Annotated in this window: 19 protein-coding genes; 13 read left to right on the forward strand and 6 right to left on the reverse strand. The window is 64.2% G+C overall.

All coding sequences use genetic code 11. The features are described 5' to 3' along the window. Nucleotides 1-88: 88 nt before the first annotated feature. On the forward strand, nt 89-2,293 hold the full coding sequence (locus LB564_RS15100; RefSeq protein WP_411910177.1) for an anthranilate synthase: 2,205 nt from the start codon (nt 89-91) through the stop codon (nt 2,291-2,293). Between the two features lie 5 nt (nt 2,294-2,298). After that, nucleotides 2,299-3,246: a cation diffusion facilitator family transporter gene (locus LB564_RS15105; protein ID WP_318012805.1), complete on the forward strand. Its 948-nt coding sequence runs from the start codon at nt 2,299-2,301 to the stop codon at nt 3,244-3,246. Nucleotides 3,247-3,488: 242 nt separating this feature from the next. Here LB564_RS15105 and LB564_RS15110 read toward each other — a convergent pair whose 3' ends face one another. Continuing rightward, on the reverse strand, nt 3,489-4,586 hold the full coding sequence (locus LB564_RS15110) for a hypothetical protein (protein WP_224538864.1): 1,098 nt from the start codon (nt 4,584-4,586) through the stop codon (nt 3,489-3,491). A 105-nt stretch (nt 4,587-4,691) separates the two neighbouring features. Between LB564_RS15110 and LB564_RS15115 the strand changes: the two genes are divergently transcribed. The 4 genes from LB564_RS15115 to LB564_RS15130 all read left to right on the forward strand — a co-directional run bounded on the left by LB564_RS15115 (nt 4,692) and on the right by LB564_RS15130 (nt 7,521). Further along, entirely contained in the window at nt 4,692-5,129 is a 438-nt protein-coding gene (locus LB564_RS15115) for a DsrE family protein (protein WP_224538866.1), read from the forward strand. A 70-nt stretch (nt 5,130-5,199) separates the two neighbouring features. Then, nucleotides 5,200-5,982 (forward strand): SDR family NAD(P)-dependent oxidoreductase, encoded by a 783-nt coding sequence (locus LB564_RS15120; RefSeq protein WP_224538868.1) that lies wholly within the window; start codon nt 5,200-5,202, stop codon nt 5,980-5,982. A 58-nt stretch (nt 5,983-6,040) separates the two neighbouring features. Further along, a complete protein-coding gene (locus tag LB564_RS15125) occupies nt 6,041-6,349 on the forward strand; it encodes a putative quinol monooxygenase (protein ID WP_023770344.1) in 309 nt (102 codons plus the stop codon). Between the two features lie 68 nt (nt 6,350-6,417). Continuing rightward, nucleotides 6,418-7,521, forward strand: coding sequence for an AbrB family transcriptional regulator (locus tag LB564_RS15130; protein ID WP_224538870.1), 1,104 nt, complete (start codon nt 6,418-6,420; stop codon nt 7,519-7,521). A gap of 20 nt (nt 7,522-7,541) precedes the next feature. Here LB564_RS15130 and LB564_RS15135 read toward each other — a convergent pair whose 3' ends face one another. After that, nucleotides 7,542-8,429 carry a LysR family transcriptional regulator gene (locus LB564_RS15135; protein WP_224538872.1) on the reverse strand — a complete coding sequence of 296 codons (888 nt, stop codon included), beginning with the start codon at nt 8,427-8,429 and terminating at the stop codon, nt 7,542-7,544. 148 nt (nt 8,430-8,577) lie between these two features. On the opposite strand from LB564_RS15135, the gene LB564_RS15140 reads away from it, so the two are divergent. Beyond that, on the forward strand, nt 8,578-10,113 hold the full coding sequence (locus LB564_RS15140) for an MFS transporter (protein ID WP_224538874.1): 1,536 nt from the start codon (nt 8,578-8,580) through the stop codon (nt 10,111-10,113). A 60-nt stretch (nt 10,114-10,173) separates the two neighbouring features. On the opposite strand, the gene LB564_RS15145 is transcribed toward LB564_RS15140, so the two are convergent. Further along, nucleotides 10,174-10,950, reverse strand: a complete 777-nt coding sequence (locus tag LB564_RS15145) for an esterase family protein (RefSeq protein WP_224539216.1) — start codon at nt 10,948-10,950, stop codon at nt 10,174-10,176. 2 nt (nt 10,951-10,952) lie between these two features. Beyond that, nucleotides 10,953-12,119: an acetyl-CoA carboxylase biotin carboxylase subunit family protein gene (locus LB564_RS15150; RefSeq protein WP_224538876.1), complete on the reverse strand. Its 1,167-nt coding sequence runs from the start codon at nt 12,117-12,119 to the stop codon at nt 10,953-10,955. A gap of 416 nt (nt 12,120-12,535) precedes the next feature. Here LB564_RS15150 and leuA point away from each other — a divergent pair, with 416 nt between their 5' ends. The 4 genes from leuA (at nt 12,536) to LB564_RS15170 (ending at nt 18,056) form a co-directional block, all read left to right on the forward strand. Continuing rightward, nucleotides 12,536-14,272, forward strand: a complete 1,737-nt coding sequence (gene leuA / locus LB564_RS15155; protein ID WP_224538878.1) for a 2-isopropylmalate synthase — start codon at nt 12,536-12,538, stop codon at nt 14,270-14,272. A 250-nt stretch (nt 14,273-14,522) separates the two neighbouring features. Further along, nucleotides 14,523-16,295 (forward strand): tetratricopeptide repeat protein, encoded by a 1,773-nt coding sequence (locus LB564_RS15160; protein ID WP_224538880.1) that lies wholly within the window; start codon nt 14,523-14,525, stop codon nt 16,293-16,295. A gap of 237 nt (nt 16,296-16,532) precedes the next feature. Then, on the forward strand, nt 16,533-17,333 hold the full coding sequence (locus LB564_RS15165) for an alpha/beta fold hydrolase (RefSeq protein WP_224538882.1): 801 nt from the start codon (nt 16,533-16,535) through the stop codon (nt 17,331-17,333). Between the two features lie 108 nt (nt 17,334-17,441). Next, nucleotides 17,442-18,056, forward strand: coding sequence for a hypothetical protein (locus tag LB564_RS15170; protein WP_140704688.1), 615 nt, complete (start codon nt 17,442-17,444; stop codon nt 18,054-18,056). Here the strand turns inward: LB564_RS15170 and LB564_RS15175 are convergent. Further along, nucleotides 18,040-18,969 carry a metallophosphoesterase family protein gene (locus tag LB564_RS15175; protein ID WP_224538884.1) on the reverse strand — a complete coding sequence of 310 codons (930 nt, stop codon included), beginning with the start codon at nt 18,967-18,969 and terminating at the stop codon, nt 18,040-18,042. The genes LB564_RS15170 and LB564_RS15175 overlap by 17 nt on opposite strands. Before the next feature lie 53 nt (nt 18,970-19,022). Here LB564_RS15175 and LB564_RS15180 point away from each other — a divergent pair, with 53 nt between their 5' ends. Then, nucleotides 19,023-19,520, forward strand: coding sequence for an NUDIX domain-containing protein (locus LB564_RS15180; protein WP_224538886.1), 498 nt, complete (start codon nt 19,023-19,025; stop codon nt 19,518-19,520). Nucleotide 19,521: 1 nt separating this feature from the next. Here the strand turns inward: LB564_RS15180 and LB564_RS15185 are convergent, their stop codons facing one another. Then, nucleotides 19,522-20,514, reverse strand: a complete 993-nt coding sequence (locus LB564_RS15185) for a glutathione S-transferase family protein (RefSeq protein WP_224538888.1) — start codon at nt 20,512-20,514, stop codon at nt 19,522-19,524. A gap of 267 nt (nt 20,515-20,781) precedes the next feature. Here LB564_RS15185 and LB564_RS15190 point away from each other — a divergent pair, with 267 nt between their 5' ends. Continuing rightward, complete coding sequence (locus LB564_RS15190) at nt 20,782-21,324, forward strand: GNAT family N-acetyltransferase (protein ID WP_140704680.1); 543 nt, start codon at nt 20,782-20,784, stop codon at nt 21,322-21,324. Nucleotides 21,325-21,328 lie beyond the last annotated feature (4 nt).

A 21,328-nucleotide genomic window follows, 5' to 3' on the forward strand; every position in this document is an offset into this window, starting at 1 on the left:
GCGTGAAAATAGAAGGTGGCCGCAACGGAATGTCCGGGCGGCCATTTGTTTTTTCAAGCCATTCCCGGGTCCGTTGCCCAACTAGCTGATGGAGACGGCAATGACGACGATTAAGGTTCTGGACAACGGCGCCGAGCGTTTCGTGACCGAGGGTGGCATCACCATCACGCGCGAGCGCCACGACCGGCCCTATGAAGGCGCGATCGACGCCTATGTCGACGGGCTGAATTCGCGCCGTGGCGCGGTGTTTTCCTCCAACTACGAATATCCCGGCCGCTACACGCGCTGGGACACCGCCATCATCGATCCGCCGCTGGTCATCTCCGCGCGCGGCCGCGCCATGCGCATCGAGGCGCTGAACGGCCGCGGCGAGGCGCTGTTGCCGGTCATCGGCAGGACGCTCGGCGCTCTCTCCGAGGTCACCATCGCCGAGACCTCGAAGAAGCTGATCCGCCTCGACGTCGCCAAGCCCGGCCGTGTCTTCACCGAGGAGGAGCGCAGCCGCGTTCCCTCGGTCTTCACCGTGCTGCGCGCCATTACCGCTCTGTTCAAGACGGCCGAAGATGCCAATCTCGGGCTCTACGGCTCCTTCGGCTACGACCTTGCCTTCCAGTTCGACCCGGTCGACCACACGCTGGTTCGCAAGGAAAGCCAGCGCGACCTGGTGCTGTTCCTGCCTGACGAAATCCTGGTCGTCGACCATTATTCGGCCAAGGCCTGGACCGATCGCTACGACTATGCCGGCGAGGATTTTTCGACCGAGGGCCTGCCGCGCGACCAGATCGCCGAACCGTTCAAGACCGCCGACCGCATCCCGCCGCGCGGCGACCATGAGCCGGGCGAATACGCCAATCTGGTACGCCGGGCGATGGACTCCTTCAAGCGCGGCGACCTGTTCGAGGTCGTCCCCGGCCAGATGTTCTATGAGCGCTGCGAAACGCAGCCATCCGAGATTTCGCGCAAGCTGAAATCCATCAACCCCTCGCCCTATTCCTTCTTCATCAATCTGGGCGAGAACGAATACCTGATCGGTGCTTCCCCGGAGATGTTCGTGCGCGTCAACGGCCGCCGCGTCGAGACTTGCCCGATCTCCGGCACCATCAAGCGCGGCGAGGACGCCATTTCGGATTCCGAGCAGATCATCAAACTGCTCAACTCCAAGAAGGACGAATCCGAGCTGACAATGTGCTCGGACGTCGACCGCAACGACAAGTCGCGGGTCTGCGATCCAGGTTCGGTGCGCGTCATCGGCCGGCGCCAGATCGAGATGTATTCGCGCCTGATCCACACCGTCGATCACATCGAGGGCCGGCTGCGCGAAGGCATGGATGCCTTCGACGCGTTTCTCTCGCATGCCTGGGCAGTCACCGTCACCGGCGCGCCGAAACTGTGGGCCATGCGCTTCATCGAGCAGAACGAGAAGAGCCCACGCGCCTGGTATGGCGGCGCCATCGGCATGGTCAACTTCAACGGCGACATGAACACCGGCCTGACGCTGCGCACCATCCGCATCAAGGACGGCATCGCCGAGGTGCGTGCCGGCGCCACCTTGCTCTTCGACAGCATCCCCGAGGAAGAAGAAGCCGAAACCGAACTGAAGGCATCCGCCATGCTCTCCGCCATCCGCGACGCCAAGACAGGCAATTCGACCAGCACCGAGCGCACCACGGCGCGCGTCGGCGATGGCGTCAACATCCTGCTCGTCGACCACGAGGACTCCTTCGTCCACACGCTTGCCAACTACTTCCGCCAGACCGGCGCCAATGTCTCGACCGTGCGCTCGCCGGTACCGGAGGAAATCTTCGACCGGCTGAAGCCCGACCTCGTCGTGCTGTCGCCCGGACCCGGTACGCCAAAAGATTTCGACTGCGCCGCGACCATCAAGAAGGCCCGCGCACGCGACCTGCCGATCTTCGGCGTCTGCCTTGGCCTGCAGGCGCTGGCCGAGGCCTATGGCGGCGAACTCAGGCAGTTGCACATCCCCATGCATGGCAAGCCGTCGCGCATCCGCGTCTCGAAGCCCGGCATCATCTTCTCGGGCCTGCCCAAGGAAGTCACCGTCGGCCGCTACCACTCGATCTTCGCTGATCCGGTGCGCCTGCCGGATGATTTCATGGTGACCGCCGAGACCGAGGACGGCGTCATCATGGCCTTCGAGCACCGCAAGGAGCCGATCGCGGCGGTGCAGTTCCATCCGGAATCGATCATGACGCTCGGCCACAATGCCGGCATGCGCATCATCGAGAACATCGTCGCGCATTTGCCGCGCAAGGCCAAGGAAAAGGCAGCCTGACGCCAATGGCCGAAGTCGAGAACACGATGGCGGTCGCGGCGAAAGCCGCCGCGAAGCGCAGGGTCGCCAACCTTGCCTTCTGGTCGATCGTAATCGCCTTTGTCGTGCTCGCGCTGAAAGCCGCCGCCTGGTACATAACCGGATCCGTGGCGCTCTATTCGGACGCGCTGGAATCGATTGTCAACGTCATCGCCTCGGTCGCCGCCTTCTGGGCGATCCAGGTCAGCTACAAGCCGGCCGACCAGGATCACCCCTTCGGCCACCACAAGGCCGAGTATTTCTCGGCCGTGCTCGAAGGCGTGCTGATCGTGCTCGCCGCGCTTTTGATCCTCAACGAAGTCTGGCGCTCCTGGCAGGCCCCGGCTCCGCTCGAACAGCCTTGGAAAGGCCTTGCCGTCAACGGCGTCGCCACCGTCATCAATGCCTTCTGGGCCTGGACGCTGATCCGCGCGGGGCGGGCCGAAAAGTCACCGGCGCTGGTCGCCGACGGCAATCACATCATGACCGATGTGGTGACCTCGATCGGCGTCTTCGGCGGCCTGGTCGGAGCAATCCTGACCGGCTGGCAGATCCTCGACCCGGCATTGGCCGTCATCGTCGCGCTCAACATCCTGTGGCAGGGCTGGCATGTCATCGGCTCGTCGATGAACGGCCTGATGGACCGGGCCGTCGACACGGCCGAACACATGCGCATCCGAGACATCATCTCGGCCAATTGCAAGGGCGCCATGGAGGTGCACGACCTCAAGACCCGCATCGCCGGCCGCGCCACCTTCATCGAATTCCATCTGGTCGTCGACGCCGACATGTCGGTCGGCGCCAGTCACGTCATCTGCGACCGCATCGAGGACGCGCTTAAGGCCGAACTCCCCTCGGTGCGGGTGACCATCCATGTCGAACCCGACGACGAGGCCAAGCTGCCCAAGGGCACGACGGCGGTGCCATTCGCCTGAGGCGGTTTCCCGTCACGACCTTGAAAAATTATCCGAAGCCTCTCGGCTTCGTCATCCACGGGCGGAGCAGGAGCGAAGCTCCGTCGCGGAGACCCGAGGATCCATTCCGCGACTTGGAACCAAGGGCGCAACGGAGCAGAATTCCGCACCGCAGCGGCGCCTCCAAGTCACGGAATGGATCCTATGATCTGCGCCGCGTCGCTTCGCTCCTTGCTCCGCCATAGGATGACGAAGCTAAGTGCTTACGGCGCACACGCCGCCTGCGGCATTGCCTCCAGCCGATAGACCTTGTCGTCCGACTTCGTCTTGCCGTCGGCGGCTTTCGAACAGAGATCGACGACTGCAATGCTGCTGTTGGGATTGGCCAGCATAATGGTGCCGTTGGCGCCGCGCTTGAGGAAGATCTCCTTCTGCGTGATGTCGCAGGAAAAATTGCTCATCTTCGAACTCGCGGCGCAACGCCACTGGTCGGCTTCGCCCTGGCAGGAATAAGTCTGCGTGACCTTGGCCCCCTTCTGCCGCGTCGTCACCAAGACGGCGATGTCGGCGCCGTCGGGCCAGTTCGTGACGTCGCCTCCCGAAGCGAAAGAAGCCAGTTCCACGGGCCCGCGGAACACCCGGATCGACTGCGTCAGTTGATCGGGATGCGAACTCATATGCGCGGCATCGTAGTCGCGGCCGTAGCAGAAGGCCTGGTCAGGCTTGAACCGCTCGCGCAGTGGCGGCCCGACCGCCGGATCGATCGGATCGATGCGTGCGAACTCGGCCTTGCACGTCGAGGCGGGCATCGGGTCGAGGCGGAAATTGTCGTCCTCCGAACCGAGCGCTTGCCTGACATATTCCGCCTTGCCGAGTTGCTCCTCGGAATCCGGATCGAGGTAGATATCCGATGACAGGTCGGACAGGATCAGCCTGCCCTTGTCGTCAACCTTCAGCGACGCCAGCGTACGGTCGCAATCCATGCCGCAGCGGATCGGACCCGACGTGCCGTCCTCGGACTCGTGATTGCACCAGCCGCCGGCCCATTCCGGCGCCTTGGCGCCGCGCACCGTGGTGGTGAGGAAGCCATTGTAGGACGTATCGGAATTCGCACTCGGTTCCTCATTCGGACGGCTGACCGGGTCATGGCCGTAGTAGAAAAAGATCCGCGCCACCTTCTGCTTCGGATGCGCCTTGAGGTGCGCCGCGTCATAGATCCGGCCGAAACAGGCGTCCGCCCCGTTGGGGCTGAGTTCGGTGAGCTTGAGCGTGTCATCCGCAAACGCCGAACCGGCAAGCGCGCCCAGCAGTGCGGCACCAAGTCCGGCGCTGGCGAACGTCTTCCATTCCCTGAACGCCATGTGACCCCCTCCTCCGCCTCGACAGGACGTAAGGTCAATTTATGCTAGTATTGCGGTCGCGGCCACGCAAATCGCGCTGCGCCGGCAAGCCAGGAAGGGATGGCCATGCGCCGACGTGACATGTTCCAAGCCGTTCTCGCCGGAGCCGGGACGCTTCTCGGCTTTCGGGCGGTGCAGGCCGCGGCCGCGGAGCCTGCCAGGCTGAAGGTCGCCTATCACCTCAGCGACCTCGACAAGGTCAATTTCGTGCTCGGCAACATCAAGAACCACTATGAGGGCACCGGCGGCAACGTCGAGATCGCGCTGGTCGTCCACGGCCCGGCCTTGGCCGCCTTCAAGTCGAAGGGCATATCGGCGGCGATTTCGGGGCGCTTTACCGGTCTTGTCCAGCAAGGGCTCGACCCGCATGCTTGCGGCAACACCATGCACGGCATGGATATTACGCTCGCCGATCTGCTCGACGGCTTCCATGCCGCCGATCAGGGCGGCGTCGTCAAGCTCGCCGAGCTGCAGAGCCAGGGCTATGTCTATCTCAGGCCTTGAGCGGCGCTGACTTGAATGCAAGGGTGGCAAGACCCGCCAAGGAATGTCGGAAATCCCCGGAGGAACAGCAGTGCAGACACCCCACGGTCTTGTCATCCCCGATCTCGCCGGCAAGGCGGTGCTGGTCACCGGCGCCTCGACCGGCATCGGAGCGGCCCTCGCGCTCGCCTATGCCGAGCAGAAATGCAAGGTGGCGCTGCACTACAATTCCAGCCGCGACGCCGCCGAGAAACTCGGCCTGACCATTCGCGAAGGCGGCGGCGAGGTCTTCCTCGTCCATGGCGATTTTTCCGTCCCCGCCGATGTCGAGCAGGTGGTGGAGGATAGCGCTCAGCATTTCGGCCACCTGGACGGGCTGGTCAACAATGCCGGCGGCATGCTCGGCCGCATCCCCTATGCCGAGCAGACCGAGGCGCACTACGACGCGGTGATGGACCTCAACGCACGCTCGGTGCTGACCGCGTCGCGCAAAGCGATGCCATGGCTGAAGAAACAGGGCGGCTTCATCGTCAACACCTCCTCGATCGCCGCGCGCAATGGCGCTGGCGGCGGCGCCGGCCTCTACGGCTCGGCCAAGGCCTTCGTCTCCAACGTCACGCGTGGCATGGCCAAGGAGCTGATCGGCTTCGGCATCCGCGTCAACGCCGTCGCGCCTGGCACCATCCTCACCCCCTTCCACGAGCGCTATTCGACCGACGAGCAGATGAAGGGCATGGTCGCCACCATCCCGCAGGGCCGCGCCGGCACCGCACAGGATTGCGTCGGCGCCTACCTGTTCCTCTCATCGGACCTGTTGAGCGGCTACATCACCGGGCAGGTCATCGAGGTCAATGGCGGCCAGTTGATGCCTTGACCAGCGACCGGCATACTGGACACACTCCTTTCGCGCCAACCCTGGGGGAAACGAGGACATGTACGGACTGATCGGCAAGATGCGGGCGGCGCGCGGGCAGCGCGACGCTGTCATGACTGTACTGCGCGAGAGCACCGGGGCCCTGCCGGGCTGCCTGAGCTATATCATCGCCACCGACCCGGCCGACGCCGATGCGATCTGGGTGACCGAAGTGTGGACCGATCAGGCAAGCCACAAGGCCTCGCTGCAGCTTCCGGAAGTCCAGGCGGCCATCGCCAAGGCGCGGCCCTTCATCGGCGGCTTCGAATTTCAGGTGGAAACACATCCCGTCGGCGGCTTTGGGTTGGCCGAGGCCAAAACCGGCTGAGGCGCCGGAACCTGCTTTTCCGTTACGCCGGGGTTCGCATTTTTCGCCTCCCGGTCTAAGACCAGAGCATGGATTCAGAGGCCGAGCAGCCACCTCCCAACCAGCCAGCTGTCGAGCGCATGACGCAGCTGGGCAAGCCCTGGCAATGGCTGATCCTGCTGGTCATCTCCGCGCTGTTTGCCGGCGCGCTGGAATTCGCCGCCTTGCCGGCGGCGCTGCTGATCGGACCGATGCTGGCGGCCATCGTCGCCGGCACCAACGGTGCCACGGTGCGGGTGCCGCGCCTTCTCTTCGGCTCCGCCCAGGCCGTTGTCGGCTGCCTCGTCGCGGCGTCGATCTCGGCCGATATCTTTCCGGTCTTCTACAAGGAATGGCCCCTATTCCTCGGCGTGGTGATCGCCACCGTCGCGGCTTCCAGTCTGCTTGGCTGGCTGATCAGCCGCTGGCGCATCCTGCCCGGCACCACAGCCGTGTGGGGCTCTTCGCCGGGAGCGGCCACCGCCATGGTGCTGATGGCCGGCGCCTTCGGCGCCGACCAGCGCCTTGTCGCCTTCATGCAGTATCTGCGCGTCATCTTCGTGTCGATGACGGCGGCCCTGGTCGCCAAGATGTGGGTCGACACCTCGGGCATCCAGATCCCGCCCATCGTCTGGTTCCCCGAGATCGACCCGCAAGCCTTCGCCGCCATGATCGGCATGGCGATCGTTGGCGGCCTGGCCGGCAGACTTTGCCGGCTGCCCTCGCCCTTCTTCCTCGGCAGCTTCATCTTCGGCACCGTCATCCATCTCGGCCTCGGCGTGCCGATGCAATTGCCGCAATGGCTGCTGGCGGTCAGTTACGCGATGGTCGGCTGGTCGATTGGCCTCAATTTCACCAGGCCGATCCTGCGCCATGCGGCACGCGCCCTGCCGCAGATCATCGCTTCGATCGTCGCGCTGATCGCCTTTTGCGGCGGCCTTGCCTTCCTCATCAGCCATCTCGCCGGCGTCGACCCGCTGACCGCCTATCTGGCGACCAGCCCCGGCGGCATGGACAGCGTCGCCATCATCGCCGCCGCGGCGCAGAACGTCGACATCTCCTTCGTCATGGCGCTGCAGTCGGCACGTTTCCTGATCGTGCTGCTGGTCGGCCCAAGCATCGCGCGGCTGGTGGCCAGGAGCATCAGGGGGTGAAAGCCCGGCACCGGGCAATGTTACCGCGCCACTGCCAGGCGCTCGGGAAGGAAATCGACGAAGACGCGCACCTTTGGCGACAGATGGCGATTGGAGGGCCACAGCATCCGGAACTGGCCACGGCCGTCGACATGGTCGTCCAGCACGGTGCGCAGCCTGTCCTCGCGCAGTGCCTCGCGCACGAGGAAATCGGGCATGCAGGCGATGCCGAGACCGGCGATCGTGGCGCCTTTCAGGGCTTCCATGTTGTTGCAGGTCAACATCGAGCGAATCTCCGGCTGAGCGCTCCCGGTGACAAACGGCCAGTCCAGCAAGCGGCCGCTGTTGAGATAGCGGAAGTTTATGCCGAAATGCCCGATGAGGTCCGCCGGCACGCCGGGCATGCCATGGCGCTCGAGGTAGGAAGGCGCCGCGCACAAAAGCATGCGAAAGGGCGCAATGGGTTTCGACACCAATCGTGAATCGGGCAGCTCGCCGCTGCGGATGGCGACGTCGATGCCCTCCTCGATGACGTCGACGATGCGGTCGTTGAAATCGATGTCGAGCTCGATCTCGGGATAGCGCGCCATGAACTCCGACAGGACCGGCAGCAAGAGATGATAGGTGACGATCGGGGTCGAGACGCGCAGCCGCCCGCGCGGCGTCTCGCGGGTTCGCGACAGCATCGCCTCGGCATCGTCGATGTCGTCGAGGATACGCCGCACGCGCTCGTTGAACAGCTTGCCCTCTTCCGTCAGGCCGATCCGCCGCGTGGAGCGCTGCAGCAGCCGGACGCCGAGCTCCTGTTCGAGCCGCGCGACACTTTTGCCGACCGCGGAAGCGGAGATGCCGAGCGCCCGGCCGGCGGCGACGAAGCTGCCGAATTCGGCGGTGCGGGCGAAGGCCAGAAGGCCGCTGAGGCGATCCATCAAACGTCTCCATTCAAGCGTTTCAGTCCGTTATATCAGGATATTTAATACCATTTTTCCGGAGCGGCCACCGACCTATCTTGGTTGCCATGACCCGGCGTCGCGATTGCGCGGCACGCCGGCACAGACTGCTCAGATAGGAAAATCCATGACCTTGAACATCACAGCCGGCAGGGCCGGGAGATGGCTCGTGCTCTTGTCGGTATGCCTAGCCGCCATGACGATGCCCCTGACCTTCACCGGCCCGGCCGTCGCGCTTTCCCGCATCGCCGCCGATCTCGGCGGCAGCCCGATCGCGCTCAACTGGGTGACCAACGCCTTCATGCTGACCTTCGCCGCCAGCCTGATGGCGGCCGGAGCGCTGGCCGACAATCATGGCCGCAAGAGGATCTTCCTCGTCGGTCTCGCCCTCTACATTCTCGCTTCGCTCGGCGCGATGCTGGCGCCCGACATCGCCTGGTTCGACACGTTCAGGGCCGCGCAAGGGCTGGGCAGTGCCTTGGCCTTCGCCGGTGGCGCCTCCGCACTTGCCCAGGAATTCGAGGGATCTTTGCGGCTGCGCGCCTTCTCCTTCCTCGGCACCAGTTTCGGCATCGGCCTGGCCTTCGGCCCGATCGCTTCCGGCCTGCTCATCGCCACATTCGGCTGGCGGTCGATCTTTGTTCTGGTCGTGGCACTCGCGGTTGCCTCGGCGATCCTCGGCCTGCGCACCATCGGGGAATCGCGTGACCCGGATGCAACCGGCCTCGACTGGGCGGGCGCCGGCACCTTCACGATCGCGCTGGCCTCGCTGACCTACGGCGTGTTGCAGGCGCCGCAGAGCGGTTGGGCCGATCCTCTCGTGGTAACGCTTCTCGGCGTCGCCGTCCTTTGCTTTGTGCTGTTCGTCATCGTCGAGCGGCGCGCGCGCCGGCCGATGCTCGATCTCACCCTGTTTCGCTTTCCACGCTTCGTCGGCGTCCAGTTCCTGGCGGCGGCGCCCGCCTATGGCTTCGTCGTGCTGCTGGTGCTCTTGCCGATCCGCTTCATCGGCATCGAGGGGATGAGCGAGATCAGGGCCGGCCAATTGATGATCTGCCTCTCCGGGCCGTTGCTGGTCCTGCCCTTGCTCGCCGGGCAATTGGCGCGCTGGATCGCTCCGGCCACCATTTGCGGCCTCGGCCTGCTCGTCGCCGCGGCCGGCTTGGTCTGGCTGAGCCTGACGCCCTCGATTGGCGTCGCACTGGTCGCGCCGCTGCTCCTGATCGGCGTCGGCATCGCCTTGCCCTGGGGATTGATGGATGGGCTGGCCGTCAGCGTCGTGCCGACGGAGCGCGCCGGCATGGCGGTCGGCATCTTCAACACCACGCGCGTCGCTTGCGAGGGCGTTGCGCTGGCGATTGTCATGGCTGTTCTGTCGGGCTTCACCGCCACGCAGCTCGCCGCCCAAGGCGTTGCGTCTTCCAGCGACGCGGCTGCCGCGGCACAACTGCTGGTGACCGGCAATGTCGGTGAAACGGCACGGCATCTGCCGACGGCCAATACCGTGGTTCTGGTCCAGGCCTACGAAACGGCGTTCGACAGACTGCTGGTCGTACTGGCGGCAATCACCATCGTCACCGCCCTTGTCGTCTTCCTCGGCCTGCGTCGAGGATCCGCGCCCGAACACGAGACCGCGCCGCTGCCGGCCTGCCAGGAAGGGTAGGTGCGGCTGATGTCAGCTGATGACGACAAGGCAAGCGACGAATGGGCTCTGGTGTGGTCGTCAATCCAGCCTATGCATCAGATCATCATCCAGCCAGCGGCCGAAGAAATAGACCAGCTGCTTATGCCACCACGGCCAGTCATGGCTGACATCGCCGCCCCAATAGTCGACCCAGGCGGGAATGGACTTGTCGCGCAGGATCCGTTCCAGCTGGCGCGTCTCGACCAGCATGCGCTCTTCCCAGGCGCCTTGCCCGCAGCAGAAGATCAGCCTCAGCGCCTTCAGCCGAGCCAGCAATTTCGGATCGACGATCCCGGGCAGATAGTCGAGCGGCGAGTTGTAGAAGATGTCGCCGTCGAGCGCCTTGCCGAAGAAATCGCGGGCCGAATAGACACCCGACAGCGAGATGACGCCGCTGGCCAGTTCGGGAAAACGGAAGACGAAGTTCGAGGAATGGTAGCCACCCATCGAACAACCCGAGAACAAGGGCTTCAGCCGCCGTCCGCCATTGGCTTGCGCCGCGGTTTCCAGAAATTCCGGTAGCGCCTCCTCGCGGACATAGCGGAAATAGGCCTCGTGGCGGGCGATCCGGTGCGCGGTGTCGACATGCTTGGCGAAGAAGGATTCCGAATCGATGCCGTCGACGGTGAACAGCTGGATGCGGCCGGTGTCGATGAATTCGGCGAGCGCGCCCACCCCGCCGGAATCCTCGAACTGGTAGAACCGCCCCTGCGATGTCGGGAACACCACGACAGGCCGGCCGGCATGGCCGTAGCGCTTGTACTCCATGTCGCGGCCAAGAGTGCGGGCGAAAGCCTTGTGATAGGAAATGTCCATGCTCAAGCCTTTTCCGCGTGGATATAGGCAACCGCCTCGCGCAGATCAGCCTGATCCTTCGAGCGCATCTGGTAGGCGTAGTCACCCATGGCGCGGCTGAAAACCTTCTCGATGGCCTGATGGTGGACGATCTTGTCGCGGTGCGCCGCTAACACGTCCGCATGGCTGTGCAAATAGTCGAGGTGGCGCTTGCGACTGGCATAGGCGGTGAAATACTTGCCTTCATAGGGGCCGCCGGCTGCGTCCTTGACCACCATGTCCGCCCAGGCCGCGTAGACGTCGATGTCGAACGTGTAGTTGATCGCGTCGGTCATCCAGGCGCCCGGCGGGCGCATGTTGACCTCCAGCGCGATGACGCGATCGTCCCTGGTCTCGAACAGTTCGATATGGAAGAAGCGCTCGCGCACGTCGAACGCGTTCAGGATTTTGCGGCCGGCCTCCTCGATTGCCGGCCTGACCCGGGGAAAGCAGGTGTAACTCATGTGGCGGTCCTTGTTGACCACCTCCATGATGCTCTGGTCGTAGCGGTGGCTGGCCGCCAGCACCACCTCGCCGTCACGGTTGACCAGCCCGTCATAGGTGACCACCAGCCCCTCGATGAACTGCTCCATGACGAAGGTCACGTCCTCCGGCTTGTCCCGGAAGAACTGGTCGAGCTCCTTGGCATTGGAGATCTTGAACGTATTCGAAGCGCCTGAGCCCGAATCCGGTTTAACCACCACGGGATAGCCGACGCGGCGGATGAAGGTCATGGCCCCAGTGCGGTCGGAGCATTTGCGCTGCGCGATGGTCTCGACGCCGCTCTTGCGGAAGAAGGCGCGCATGCGGCTCTTGCGCTTCAAATTCTTCACGAAATCGAGCTTGGTGCCGTAGATGTTGAAATCGGTGCGAATGTTGGCTTCCAGCTCCAGCCAATGCTCGTTGAGCGATTCGAAGCGGTCGATGCGGCCCCATTTGTGGATGAAATGGCCCATCGCCCGGAACACAGGCGCATAGGCCTCCATGTCGGCGACGCGGTAGTATTCCGAAAGCGCTGCCTTCAGCTTGCCGTCCAGCGCATCATAGGGCGCGTCGCCAATGCCGAGCACGGTCGCGCCGGCTTTCTTCAGCCGGTCGCAGAAATCAGCGCCGTTGGCGGGAAAATGCGGCGAGAAGAACACGAAATTCATGGACACCCCCTCCCGGCGGCGGCGCACCGCAGCCCCCCGCCGGCGTTCAAGTCTGGCGCATTTGTGGGGCGCGGGGAAGAGCGCCCGCATTAGGGATTATACTCGACAAGGGCCGGGTGCGCTTGCCTCTCACAAGCCGCTCCTGTAAGAGAACCGGCATGAACACCCGCGCCACCCCCGCTTCCCGTCAGACCGGCTTTGCCGGCGAGACCGTGCGCGCGCTTGCCTCGACCCTGCTTCTTCTCGGCCTTATCGGCGATCGCCGGGTTCGCTGAAGGAGCGCCCGGCGGTCGAACCGCCGCGCAAGCGCATGCTCCTTGGCAAATCACATCAAGCGAACGAAATTCTGGTAAAGGCGCCGCTTGGCACCCCATCCGCCTGAAAGGTGGACCCGCCAGCCGCCGGGAGACACGACGATGAACGCACGAGAAGACATCCGCGCAAGCGAAGCCCCGATGGGCAAGCAGGCCGGCGGCATGCCGGACGCCGCCCGTAAATATCAACCCTATCCCACCGTCGGCCTCACCGACCGGACCTGGCCCTCGAAGGTGATCGACAAGGCGCCGATCTGGTGCTCGGTCGACCTGCGCGACGGCAACCAGGCGCTGATCGATCCGATGGGCCACGAGCGCAAGGCGCGCATGTTCGCGCTGCTGCTCGACATGGGCTTCAAGGAAATCGAGATCGGCTTCCCGTCGGCCTCGCAGACCGACTTCGACTTCGCCCGCTGGTGCATCGAGGAAGGCAATGTGCCGTCCGATGTGTCATTGCAGGTGCTGGTACAGTGCCGGCCCGAACTGATCAGCCGCACCTTCGAGGCGCTCAAGGGCGCCACCAACCCGATCGTGCATTTCTACAATTCGACCAGCGAATTGCAGCGCCGCGTCGTCTTCGAGAAGGATGTCGGCGGCATCAAGCGCATCGCCACCGATGCCGCCAAGATGATCACCGACATGGCGGCCAAGGCGGGCGGCGGCTACCGTTTCGAATATTCGCCGGAGAGTTTTACCGGCACGGAACTCGAGGTCGCGTTGGAGATCTGCAACGCCGTCACCGACATCGTCAGGCCGACGCCTGACAACAAGCTGATCATCAACCTGCCCTCGACGGTCGAGATGTCGACGCCCAACATCTATGCAGACCGCATCGAATGGATGTGCCGCAACCTCGACGCCAGAGAGAACCTGATCATCTCGCTGCATCCGCACAATGACCGCGGCACCGGCATCGCCACCACCGAACTCGGCCTGATGGCGGGCGCTGACCGCGTCGAAGGCACGCTGTTCGGCAATGGCGAGCGCACCGGCAATGTCGACATCGTCACCTTGGCGCTCAACATGTACACGCAAGGCGTCGATCCGGGCATCGACTGTTCCGATATCAACCGGATGAAGGACGTCTACGAATATTCGAACCAGCTGAAGATCCCCGAGCGCCACCCCTATGTCGGCGAACTCGTCTACACGGCCTTTTCCGGCTCGCACCAGGATGCCATCAACAAGGGCATGAAGGCGCTGAAAAAGGCCAACACAAGCCTGTGGGAAGTGCCCTATCTGCCGATCGATCCAGCCGATGTCGGCCGCAGCTACGAGGCCATCATCCGCATCAACTCGCAGTCGGGCAAGGGCGGCATCGCCTATGTGCTGCAGGCCGATTATGGCCTCAATCTGCCGCGCAATCTGCAGATCGAGTTCAGCCAGGCGATCCAGGCGATCACCGATGCCGAAGGCAAGGAAGTGCCGGCCCGGCGCATTTACGAGCGTTTCCTCGAAACTTATATCGACCAGCCCGGCGCGCGCCTGAAATTCCTCGACCATCACACCTATCCGGATACCGAGATCAAGGGCCGGCGGGTGGTCGAGGCGATCATTCTAGACAATGGCAAGGAAGTGACGATTTCGGGCAGCGGGACCGGCCCGATCGACGGCTTCGTCGATGCGCTGTCGCGCCATGTCGGCGTCGAGATGTCGGTGCTCGATTATTCCGAGCATTCGATGCAGCGCGGCTCGAACGCGTCGGCCATCTCCTATGTCGAGATGGAATATCCCGGCGGCAAGCTGTTCGGCGCCGGCATCAACACCAACATCGTCGCCGCCTCGCTGGAAGCGGTGACGTCAGCCGCCAATCGGATCGTCGGTCGCAAGGCGCGGTAGCATCGGCCGGCGGCGCGAGGGACTTGGAGGAGCCCTCTCGCGCCGCCATTTTTTCAAGCCCGTGCAAGGCCTTGGCCCGATTGGCCGATGATGTTTGCAGTGATGACCGTGCCGAGATTGGCCACGCCATTAACCACCGGGAAAATATCCGGTGAGGTACGCGATCGCATAATGGGTGTATACTTGTGTGGCGGTGCGGGCATTATATGATCCGTGCCTTAACCTGTGCCGAGTTCGAGAGGATCGACACTTGCAGCATGCCACGCCTGCCGCCCCCGCAGTGCGCGAAACATTGGAGCGACTGCTTGCCAGCGAAACGTTCGGGAGATCCGAACGAGCGCGCAAGTTGATCCGTTATCTTGTCGAACGCGAGCAGGCTGGCGAAGCCGACAGGCTCAAGGGCTTTTCCATCGCCATGGACGTCTTCGGCAAGGACGGCGATTTCGATCCGTCGACCGACGCCGTGGTGCGGGTTCAGGCCGGTCGGCTGCGTGATCTGCTGCAGCAATATTTCGCCAATGAAGGCATCGCCGAGCCTGTCCGCATCGCCATTCCGCGCGGCGGCTATGTCCCGGCCTACGAGCTCAATGCGATCCGCTTGCCGGAAACGGCCAAGCTCGCCAGCCAGACGGGAGCAGCGGCGGCACCATCGTCGCAACCCGACGTCGCCGCGAATGTCGAGGCACCCGCCGCGCTTCTGGCACCGGTGGTCGCGCCGGTGCCGTCGGTGGCGCGTCACCTCAGATTCTTCTGGATGGCGATCGCCCTCGTCATCGCCATGCTCGGCGTTTTGATCCTGCGTCAGGGCAGCGGTGGGCTGCTGACAGGCGGCGACCTTGCGGCGACGCTCGAGACCGCCGGCCTGACCGGCGTCTCGCCGTCCCCCGCCAGCGAGGCCTTGCCGCTCGTCTACATCGCCGTCAAGGCCAGTGGCACGGATGCCAGCCGTGTCGCCGCATCGCTGCGCGCCGGCCTGAGCGGCTTCGATACGATCGACTTCATCGGTCGCGACACGGTCGGCAAAACCGATCCGGCCACCAATGCCACGAGCTTCATCTTCGATGTTCTGCCTGGCCCGGACACGGGCGACATCATGGTCGAACTGCAGAGCTTGGCGACCGGACGGGTGCTGTTGTCGCGCAACCTGACCGCCGCCGACAGCGCACCGGCCGCCGTCGAGGACAGTATAGGCGGCATCTTGACGTCCGCTCTTCCCGATTCCGGCACGATCTACACCTATCTCGAACAGAGCGGCATACAAACAGGCCTGACGCAGTGCCTGTTGCTCAATGGCAAATACTATCTCGACCAGAACGCCAAGACCCACGAGGCCGCCTATCGCTGCCTCGAAAACCTCGCCGAAAACAGCGCCAAATCGTCGCTGGTCTATTCCGAGCTCGCTTCATTGCAGCTCGAGGCCGTGAACGACCACTACGCCTATCCGCCGGATGCGACGATCGAGAAGGCGCTGACATTCGCCCACCGCGCCGTGCAGATGGGGCCAACCAGCCCTAACGCGCATCGCGCCTATGGCTACATCTATTCGCGACTTGGCAATGCCGACGAAGCACTGCGCTGGATGCGCAAGGCCCACGACCTTAACCGCTACGATATAACCATGGCTGCCGCCTACGGCTACGCGCTGATTTTCGCCGGCCGGTATGCCGAGGGGACGCCGATCCTGGCCCGGGCGGTGGACGTCTCCAGCAGTCATCCGACATGGTGGGATTTCGGACTTTTCGCCGGCGAACTCATGCTTGGCGACACGAACAAGGCCGCCATCGCCAGCTCCTCTCTGAGAACAACCGCAACGAAGTCGCACTATCTTGCCGCCCGGCTGATTGGCGCCAAGATCGCTGGTCAGGACAATATGGCGCGCAAGCTGCTCGATGAGCTGACCGCCCAATTTCCAAAATTCGCCGCCAACCCGCGCGCGACCTTCATCGACCGGAAGTACCCGCCCGATCTGACCGAGCGGCTGGTCGGCGCCCTGCGCGCCGCGGGCCTCGGCAACGCGAGCTGACGTCCAACGGGCAGAACTGTTGGACCAACCGAATTGCCGGTCGCCGCAAGCACGTGGCGAAGCCCGATAGAGGTGATTTTGCCGGTTTTCCTGGGCGAACGCGCAAATCGCATAGTCGACAACCAGGAGTCGTCGCGAAAATTTTACTGGCCATCGTGCTGGACGAGGCGCAATCCAGCCGCATTTGGTGTCTGGTCCCGCGATTTCCCACAGCCCCCGCAACAAGCCTCCCGTTTCATGACTTCATCGCTTCATGCCGCCGACCACGGTGCTGGTTCGAAGACCATCGCCCTGCTGCATGGCTTTGGCGGCTGCCATGATATCTGGGATGATGTGATCGCGTCGCTGTCGCCCGCGTTGCGCACACTCGCCTATGATTTGCCCGGGCACGGGCTGTCGCTCGATTTCCCCGATGCCGGCCCGGCCAAGGTTGCGGCAAGGGCCGTTCTGGCCGATCTCACCGCTCGGGCGGTGAAACGCGTTCATCTTGTGGGCCACTCGATGGGTGGCGCGGTGGCGACGCTGATGGCCTTGACGGAGCCCGAGAAGGTGGCCTCGCTGACGCTCCTGGCGCCCGGCGGCTTCGGCCCCGAGATCAACGGTCCGCTGTTGCGCCGCTTTGCCGCCGCAAGGGATGCCTCCGACATCCGCTCGTGCCTCGTCGCGATGTCGGGACCGCTGACGCGGCCCTTCGATCACACGGTGGAGGCCCTTCGGGACATGCGCGCGCGACCAGGCCAGGTGGAGAAACTCGTCGACATCGCAGCCGCCATGACCAGCGGCGACCGGCAGGGCGTCATCCCCCGCGACCGACTGGACACGCTGACCATGCCGGTGATGGTGGTATGGGGAAGCGATGATCCGATGCTGTCCTTTACCCATACGGATGATCTGCCCGCGCGATTTCATGTGCACCATGTGCTGGGGGCTGGCCATATGCTGATCGAGGAGGCGCCCGACCTGGTCGCCACGATCATCCAGCGCAACATGAACCGCCGCCCCAGGCCCATGCCCGCGAAACTCGCCGCGACCGGTTGATACTTCCAGCGCGGTACCGCCCAGGCGCCTTGCCACCTGATCTCGCCAGTGCATTTTGCCGGCGGCTGTGTTAACTGCGTGTTAACCAACCCCGCGAGGCAGACGCCGATGAAGGACGCAGGCGAGAAGATCGATCCGTCAAGCAAACTGTCCGATGCCATCCGCGACGTGAAGAATGCCTTCGCCGACCGCGACGATGTCGTCGTCGACATGCGCGAGGCGCACCGCATGCGCCTCGACCTCCTGGCCGCGGAGCTCGCGCCCGTCTTCGCCGATGTTCCGGCCGACATGGACAATTTCGACTTTGTCGTCTCCTCGGGCCTGCAACCGCGCCTGTGGATCGACGCCGTCAGCCATGTCGCGATGGGACGCGACCGCCGCACCTACCGCTTCCTCAAGGACACCCGCATTGGCCGCGTCGTGCTTGCCGAATCGACCGAGATGAAGCCGGTCGCCGATTCCGTGACGCGTTATGTCGCGGAGCGCATCGTCGAGCGCCGCAGGATGATGGAAGGCGGTGTCGAGCCTGCGGTCGCCGGCATGAAGCGCGCCGAGGTCGCGGAAGCCGAACCGCCCCTGCGAGCCTCGACGCCGGGCAAAGGCTGGTCGGCCTTCCTGTCCGGCCTTGGCCTGGTCGCCGCCGGCGCACTGGTCGGCCTCGCCGTATCGGCCGCGCTGCTCTGGGACCGCATCGCGGCCATGCTTGTCAACTGGCGGCCGTAGCCGCGCCGGCCTCCACACCGAGTTCCAGGCTCTGCAGATCGGTAGGCGGTATGGACGGCCCGGTCAGGCCGCGCCGCGTCAGGCGGATGCGCCAGTTTCCCTTTTCGCCGTCGATGTCGATGAGATTGTACTGCGCTGCCGGGTGATTGCCGCCCGGCGCCTGGCCGGCGGCCGCGACACCGACCACCGGAACCTTCGCACCGCGCTGCCCGATCTGGAACAGCGATGGCAGATGCGAATGGCCATGCAGCACGAGTTCGGCTCCATGGCGGCGGATGATCTTGTGGAAGCGGGCGATGCCGAACAGCCGCTTGTGCTGGGAGACCGCGCCGCGCACCGGCGGATGATGGATCATGATCGTCCGGAACAGCCCTTGCCTGGCCGTGCTCTCGAGGATCTTGCCTAGCCTTTCCGCCTGCCCTTCCATGAAGAAGCCATTGGCCATGAAGGGCGCCGTGGCGCGCGCCGTCGAGACCCCGATCAGCGCGACATCGCCGCGCACGCGCAGATAGGGGAAGGCGTTGCGGTCGACCGGGGTGTTGACGCCGTCGCCGCTCATCCACGCCGCCCACGACCGGCAGACCTTGTCGAAGGCGCCCGGCACATAGGCATCATGGTTTCCCGGCACGACCGAAACGTCATGCGGCGACCCCAGCGTCTCGAGCCAGTGTTTTGCCATCTCGATCTCGCCGTCGAGCGCCAGGTTGACGAGGTCGCCGGTGACGGCGAGATGGTCCGGGTTCTGCGCCTTGATGTCGGCGGTGATGGCGTCGATGACGGCATCGTGCATGTGCCGGCGTCGGTTGCGCTGCCAGTTCACATAACCGAGCACGCGCTTGGACGCGAGATCGCGATAGGATACATCGGGAAGCGGCCCCAGATGGACATCGGAAATATGCGCGAGCCTGAACATTCCTCTTTCATAGGCGACGCGCACGCGCCTTTCCACCCACGGTTTCGCTCTTGATGTCGACCGATGACGAAGCCGCGTTCCGCCAGACCGGCTGGGCGGGCTTGAGGGCCCGGCTGTTCCATCTCTATTTCGTGCTGCGGCGGCCGATGACGCTGGGCGTGCGCGGTCTGATCCACGATGCCGCGTCCAATTCCGTCTTCCTCATCCGCCACACCTATGTGCCCGGCTGGCAGCTTCCCGGCGGTGGCGTCGAGGTTGGCGAGACGATGGCCGAGGCGCTGGCGCGCGAACTGGCCGAGGAGGGCAACATCCATCTCGCGGACGCGCCGGTTCTCAAATCGATGCATTTCAACCGCCGCGCCAGCCGGCGCGACCATGTCGGCTTCTATCTCGTCGAAAGTTTTAGCCAGACCGCGCCGAAGCTGCCCGACCATGAAATCGCCGAGGCCGGCTTCTTTCCTCTCGACCGCTTGCCGCAGGGGACGACGCCGGCAACGCTGCGGCGGATTGCCGAGGTTTTCGGCAGCGTGCCGGCATCGCCCTATTGGTAGATCAGGCCGCCGCCCTCGCGAACTTCGCCCGGTCATGCGGTGCGCCATAGTCGAGCTCCGGTCCCACCGGCACGATCCGCGTCGGATTGATCGTTTCGTGGCTGCGGTAATAATGCGCCTTGATGTGATACAGGTTCACCGTCCCCGCCACACCGGGCACCTGATAGAGGTCGCGCAGATAGTTCGACAGGTTCGGATAATCGGCGATGCGGCGCAGGTTGCATTTGAAATGGCCGACATAGACCGGGTCGAAGCGCACCAGCGTGGTGAACAGCCGCCAGTCGGCCTCGGTGATGCGGTCACCCACGAGATAGCGTTGCCTGGACAGGCGATCCTCCAGCCCATCGAGCGTCGAAAACAGCTCGCCGAAGGCTTCTTCATAGGCCGCCTGCGTGGTGGCGAAGCCGGCGCGGTAGACGCCGTTGTTGACGGAAGGATAGACCAGCGCATTGATCGCGTCGATCTCGCCGCGCAGTGCCTGGGGATAGAAATCGAGGCCGGCATCGCCCCACTGATCGAAGGCCGAGTTGAGCATCCGGATGATTTCGGAGGATTCGTTGGAGACGATGGTCTGTTCCTTTTTGTCCCAAAGCACCGGCACCGTCACCCGTCCTGAATAGGAGGAGTCCGCCCTGGTGTAGATCTGGTGCAGGAAGTCGAGCCCATGGAGCGTGTCGCCGGTGGCGCCGTCGTCGGCGACAAACGTCCAGCCATTGGCACCCAGGAAATAATGCACGATCGAGACGGAGATGACGCCTTCGAGCCTCTTCAACGCGCGAAAGATCAGCGTCCGGTGCGCCCAGGGACAAGCGAGCGAAACATAAAGGTGATAGCGGCCGGGCTCCGCCTTGAAGCCTCGGCCGCGGCCTTGCGCCGGTGCGCCGTCTCGCGTGACCCAATCGCGCCACTGCGATTGCGGCCGCACGAACTTGCCACCGCTGTCCTTGGTGTCATACCAGCGGTCTTGCCATTTGCCGTCGACCAGCAATCCCATGGAATATCCTTTCGCGTTTCCACCTCATGTAGAGCGCGATGCGGCACTGCGGAATCATTCAGGACTGAACAGATCGTCAATCGGTAGGGCCAGCGAACGGGTCGATTGCGGCGGCGCCAAATTGATGCTAGCGGACATTCCGCATGTTCGACTTTGCTTTGATCCGGTTTGACCGACGACGAAAGGGCGCCCGCGCTTGATGAAGCGCTGACTGGCGAATGCTGCCGTTTGCAGCAACCTTTCCTCCTCTACCGGAACGCAAAGACCATGAGCCTTGCCGACGTGAAAGACCTGGCCGACGTGAAGTACCTGCCGGAAACCCCGGCGCACGACCCTGAAATCGAAGCCATCAATGACGAAGCCTTCGGACCCGGCCGTTTCGTGCTGGCCGCCTACAAGATCCGCGAGGCCGGCGGCCACGAGCGCTCCCTTTCCTTTGTCGCGGTCGACGGCGACCTCGTCGTCGCCTCGGTGCGCATGACGCGCATTGCCGCCGGTGCCGGCCGGGCGCTGATGCTCGGGCCGCTCGCGGTGCGGCCCGCTTTCAAGAATCTCGGCATTGGCCGCCGGCTGGTGGCGATCGCACTGGAGGCAGCCGCCAAGGCCGGCGCGCCCGCCGTCATCCTGGTTGGTGACGAGCCCTATTACGGGCCGCTCGGCTTCAAGCGCATCCCGCGCGGCCAGATTTCGATGCCGCGGCCTGTCGACCTCGACCGCTTGCTCTCGCACGAGATCACGCCGGGCGCCGTGGCCAGGCTTTCGGGCGAAGTCGGCCACGCCAGCCAGGCCAGGATCGTCGAGCACGCCTAGGGCG

Origin of the sequence: Mesorhizobium sp. ES1-6 (genome assembly GCF_020164775.1) — a bacterium.
Taxonomy (GTDB): domain Bacteria; phylum Pseudomonadota; class Alphaproteobacteria; order Rhizobiales; family Rhizobiaceae; genus Mesorhizobium.

Bases quoted from the DNA above. Each gene is read 5' to 3' on its own strand.
- LB564_RS15165 (WP_224538882.1), top strand. From the start codon at position 16,533: ATGACTTCATCGCTTCATGCCGCCGACCACGGTGCTGGTTCGAAGACC.
- LB564_RS15145 (WP_224539216.1), bottom strand. From the start codon at position 10,950: ATGGACATTTCCTATCACAAGGCTTTCGCCCGCACTCTTGGCCGCGAC.
- LB564_RS15135 (WP_224538872.1), bottom strand. From the start codon at position 8,429: ATGGATCGCCTCAGCGGCCTTCTGGCCTTCGCCCGCACCGCCGAATTC.
- LB564_RS15130 (WP_224538870.1), top strand. From the start codon at position 6,418: ATGGATTCAGAGGCCGAGCAGCCACCTCCCAACCAGCCAGCTGTCGAG.
- LB564_RS15105 (WP_318012805.1), top strand. From the start codon at position 2,299: ATGGCCGAAGTCGAGAACACGATGGCGGTCGCGGCGAAAGCCGCCGCG.
- LB564_RS15115 (WP_224538866.1), top strand. From the start codon at position 4,692: ATGCGCCGACGTGACATGTTCCAAGCCGTTCTCGCCGGAGCCGGGACG.
- LB564_RS15185 (WP_224538888.1), bottom strand. From the start codon at position 20,514: ATGGGATTGCTGGTCGACGGCAAATGGCAAGACCGCTGGTATGACACC.
- leuA (WP_224538878.1), top strand. From the start codon at position 12,536: ATGAACGCACGAGAAGACATCCGCGCAAGCGAAGCCCCGATGGGCAAG.
- LB564_RS15170 (WP_140704688.1), top strand. From the start codon at position 17,442: ATGAAGGACGCAGGCGAGAAGATCGATCCGTCAAGCAAACTGTCCGAT.
- LB564_RS15150 (WP_224538876.1), bottom strand. From the start codon at position 12,119: ATGAATTTCGTGTTCTTCTCGCCGCATTTTCCCGCCAACGGCGCTGAT.
- LB564_RS15100 (WP_411910177.1), top strand. From the start codon at position 89: ATGGAGACGGCAATGACGACGATTAAGGTTCTGGACAACGGCGCCGAG.
- LB564_RS15180 (WP_224538886.1), top strand. From the start codon at position 19,023: ATGTCGACCGATGACGAAGCCGCGTTCCGCCAGACCGGCTGGGCGGGC.
- LB564_RS15125 (WP_023770344.1), top strand. From the start codon at position 6,041: ATGTACGGACTGATCGGCAAGATGCGGGCGGCGCGCGGGCAGCGCGAC.
- LB564_RS15190 (WP_140704680.1), top strand. From the start codon at position 20,782: ATGAGCCTTGCCGACGTGAAAGACCTGGCCGACGTGAAGTACCTGCCG.
- LB564_RS15140 (WP_224538874.1), top strand. From the start codon at position 8,578: ATGACCTTGAACATCACAGCCGGCAGGGCCGGGAGATGGCTCGTGCTC.
- LB564_RS15110 (WP_224538864.1), bottom strand. From the start codon at position 4,586: ATGGCGTTCAGGGAATGGAAGACGTTCGCCAGCGCCGGACTTGGTGCC.
- LB564_RS15175 (WP_224538884.1), bottom strand. From the start codon at position 18,969: ATGTTCAGGCTCGCGCATATTTCCGATGTCCATCTGGGGCCGCTTCCC.